Source organism: Streptomyces sp. NPDC005899, from assembly GCF_040629645.1.
Taxonomy (GTDB): Bacteria; Actinomycetota; Actinomycetes; order Streptomycetales; family Streptomycetaceae; genus Streptomyces.
Genome location: NZ_JBEXWB010000498.1, coordinates 1 through 3,539, shown reverse-complemented (window position 1 = coordinate 3,539; position 3,539 = coordinate 1). Strand labels below are relative to the sequence as shown.

Genomic DNA, 3,539 nt, shown 5'->3' with positions numbered 1-3,539 from the left:
GGCCCCCTTCCGGGCCGGCGGTGTCGGGGCGGGGGCCCGGGTTGGCCCCGGACCCCCCGCGGGGGGGCCGGGGGCTCGCCCCCGGCGCCCGCCCGTCGGGCCGTACCGGTCCGCTACGCGGCCAGCTTGACCAGCGCCGCGTCGATGCGGGCGATCGTCTTCTCGCGGCCCAGGATCTCCAGGGACTCGAAGAGCGGCAGGCCGACCGTGCGGCCCGTGACGGCGACGCGCACCGGGGCCTGCGCCTTGCCGAGCTTGAGGCCGTGCTGCTCGCCCGCGGTGAGGACGGCGGCCTTCAGGGCCTCGGCGTTCCACTCGGCGGCGATGAGCTCGGCCCGGGCCGTGACGAGCAGGGCGTCGGAACCCTCCTTCATGGCCTTGGCCCAGGACGCCTCGTCCTGGACGGGCTCGTCCAGGAAGAGGAAGTCGACGTTGGCCGTGATGTCCGAGAGGACCGTCACACGGGTCTGGGCGTGCGGGGCGATCTCGGCGAACTGCTCCGCGTCGAAGGACTCGGGCGCCCAGGGGGCGAACGGCGCCTTCAGCCAGGGTCCGCACGCCTCGGTGAACGCCTTCACGTCCATCGCGCGCACGTGCTCGGCGTTGATGTGCTCGGCCTTCTTGAGGTCGAAGCGTGCCGGGTTGGCGTTGACGCCGGCGATGTCGAACGCCGCGACCAGCTCGTCGCGGGTGAAGATGTCGCGGTCCTCGGCGATCGACCAGCCGAGCAGCGAGAGGTAGTTGAGCAGCCCCTCGGGCAGGAAGCCGCGCTCGCGGTAGAGGTTGAGCGAGGCCTGCGGGTCGCGCTTGGAGAGCTTCTTGTTTCCCTCCCCCATGACGTACGGCAGGTGCCCGAAGGCCGGGGTGTCCTTGGCGATGCCCAGCTCGATGAGCGCCCGGTAGAGGGCGATCTGGCGGGGGGTGGAGGAGAGCAGGTCCTCGCCGCGCAGGACGTGGGTGATCTCCATCAGCGCGTCGTCGACCGGGTTGACCAGCGTGTAGAGCGGGGCGCCGTTGGCGCGGACGATGCCGTAGTCCGGCACGTTCTCCGGCTGGACGGTGATGTCGCCGCGGACGAGGTCGGTGAAGGTGATCGCCTCGTCGGGCATCCGGAAGCGGACGATCGACGTGCGGCCCTCGGCCTCGTACGCGGCCTTCCGCTCGTCGCTCAGGTCGCGGCAGTGCCCGTCGTAGCCGGACGGCCTGCCGGCGGCGCGGGCGGCGTCGCGGCGGGTGTCGAGCTCCTCGGTGGTGCAGTAGCAGGGGTACGCGTACCCGGCCGCGAGCAGTTTGGCCGCGACGTCCTTGTAGAGGTCCATCCGCTGCGACTGGCGGTACGGGGCGTGCGGGCCGCCGGTCTCCGGGCCCTCGTCCCAGTCGAGGCCGAGCCAGCGCATCGAGTCGAGCAGCTGCTGGTAGGACTCCTCGGAGTCGCGCGCCGCGTCGGTGTCCTCGATGCGGAAGACCAGGGTGCCCTGGTGGTGCCGGGCGAAGGCCCAGTTGAAGAGAGCTGTCCGGACCAGGCCGACGTGGGGGTTGCCGGTCGGGGAGGGACAGAAACGTACGCGGACGGGTGCGTTAACCACGCTTGATCACCTTGTTGGTGAGAGTGCCGATGCCTTCGATGGTGACGGCGACCTCGTCGCCGACGCGCAGGGGGCCGACCCCCGCGGGTGTCCCGGTGAGGATGACGTCGCCCGGGAGCAGTGTCATGGCTTCCGTGAGGTGGACGACCAGGTCCTCGACGGACCGGATCATGTCGCCCGTACGGCCCAGCTGGCGCTGCTCGCCGTTGACCGTGGCCTGGATCGCCAGGTCGGCGGGGTCGATGTCCGTCTCCACCCAGGGACCGAGCGGGCAGGAGGTGTCGAAGCCCTTCGCCCTGGCCCACTGGCTCTCGCGGCGCTGGACGTCGCGGGCGGTGACGTCGTTGGCGCAGGTGTAGCCGAAGATCACGTCCTTGACGCGCTCACGCGGCACCTCGCGGCACATGCGGCCGATCACCACGGCCAGTTCGGCCTCGTGGTGCAGTTCCTCGGAGAAGGAGGGGTACTCGATGGAGTCGCCGGAGCCGATGACCGAGGTGGTGGGCTTGAAGAAGGCGACGGGCACATCCGGGACCTCGTTGCCGAGTTCGGCGGCGTGTTCCGCGTAGTTGCGGCCGATGGCCACGACCTTGTTGGGGAGCACGGGCGGCAGCAGCCGGACCTTCTTCAGCGGGACCTTGGTCCCGGAGAGCTCGAAGTCGGCGTACGGGATGCCCTTGATGATGTCGAGGACGAGGCTGTCGGGGCTGTCGCCCTCGACCGCGCCGAAGGCGACATTGCCGTCGATGGAGAACCTGGCGATGCGCACGGGATGCTGTCGCCCCTCACTTGCTGGCTGGCTGAAGACTGACGCTCCAGGCTATCGCCTCGCCCGGCGGGATCCGCCGCGTCCGGGGCGTCGTCCGGCGCGTGCGGCCGCGGGCCGGACGGGAGCCCCGGCAGCCGTACCACCAGGGCTTACGGCGGACGCCGGACGTCCGCGTGCCGGACGCCGCGGGGCAGTCCCCGCCGGCTCGGGCGGGAGGGGGCCCGCGCCGATCAGCGAGCGGCCGTGGCGGGCGCTTCCATGAGGATGGTGCGGCGGGGGTTGGCCGTCCGGGTGGGCAGGTCGACGGCGTGCTCCCGCTGCTCCGGCGTGCTCAGCGCCTGGGCGTCCTCCAGGTGCGCCAGCGTGGTGCGCCGGGGGTTGGCAATGTTGCGGAACGTCATCGTCGTCTTCATCTGCCGTGTGGACCCTTGTCGCTGGGGCGCCGCCCTGAGGGGGCGCCGGTTGTCGGATTCGCTATCCCTGTAAAGCGTCAGGCTAAACATCCGATTCCCCCTCATGGCCGGGATGAGACGGCGATCATGGTGTGAGTTTGCTCACGAAGTTGCCGACAATAACCCCATAAAGGACAGGCGGTCACGCCAAGCAAATCGGACATTACGTAAGTGAATCTCTCATTCCGCTCCCGATCATGTCGACTGGGACACCCCGCACCTGGGACGGATGCAACCCGGATCGTCCGGTTTGACCGTGAACGCGCCCCACCGCTTGTTACGCACCCATCACACCGTGTCATCCAGGTCACAGCCCGGTACGTGGGCCTTGTTGGAGATCCGCCACTGTGCTGGAATTCCACGCACCGCCGCGGGTTCGGACCCGGCGCGCAGAGGCGCAACGCAGCGCCAGTGAGCGGCGGGAGGGGGAAGTACGCCGGTCACTCACGACCACCATGGGGCGCGTCCAGCGCCCCACGACGCCGACACCGTCCCGCCCGCCCCAGCGGAGGGACGCCTGGTCCAGAGGTTGCGACGCTAGTGCAGGGACGTTTCAAGAGGGATGGCATGGGGTCTCCCCAGCCCCGCCAGGGCCGAGGGGAAGCTCCGGCGGATCAGGAGCCGCGCGGCGGGAACGACCGCGGTTCCTCGCCCCAGCACGCCCAGAACCCCGGTCAGCCGGCAGCGGGCGAAGGCGGCGACCGTGCGCAGCGCCCCGGTGCGGCCGGCGGC

The 3,539-nt window shown here is 70.7% G+C and carries 4 protein-coding genes; all 4 read right to left on the bottom strand.

Annotated features, from left to right (window positions below):
• Positions 1-113: 113 nt before the first annotated feature.
• The gene (gene gltX / locus ABZ371_RS30475) at positions 114-1,586 is read right to left on the bottom strand and encodes a glutamate--tRNA ligase (RefSeq protein ID WP_358685702.1); all 1,473 of its coding nucleotides are present in this window, start codon (positions 1,584-1,586) and stop codon (positions 114-116) included.
• The gene (locus ABZ371_RS30470; RefSeq protein ID WP_358685699.1) at positions 1,579-2,355 is read right to left on the bottom strand and encodes a fumarylacetoacetate hydrolase family protein; all 777 of its coding nucleotides are present in this window, start codon (positions 2,353-2,355) and stop codon (positions 1,579-1,581) included. Before ABZ371_RS30470 ends, gltX begins: the two co-directional genes overlap by 8 nt.
• A 230-nt stretch (positions 2,356-2,585) precedes the next feature.
• Complete coding sequence (locus ABZ371_RS30465) at positions 2,586-2,768, bottom strand: hypothetical protein (protein ID WP_358685696.1); 183 nt, start codon at positions 2,766-2,768, stop codon at positions 2,586-2,588.
• Between the two features lie 576 nt (positions 2,769-3,344).
• On the bottom strand, positions 3,345-3,539 hold a 195-nt coding region (locus ABZ371_RS30460; protein ID WP_358685693.1), incomplete at its 5' end, for a hypothetical protein.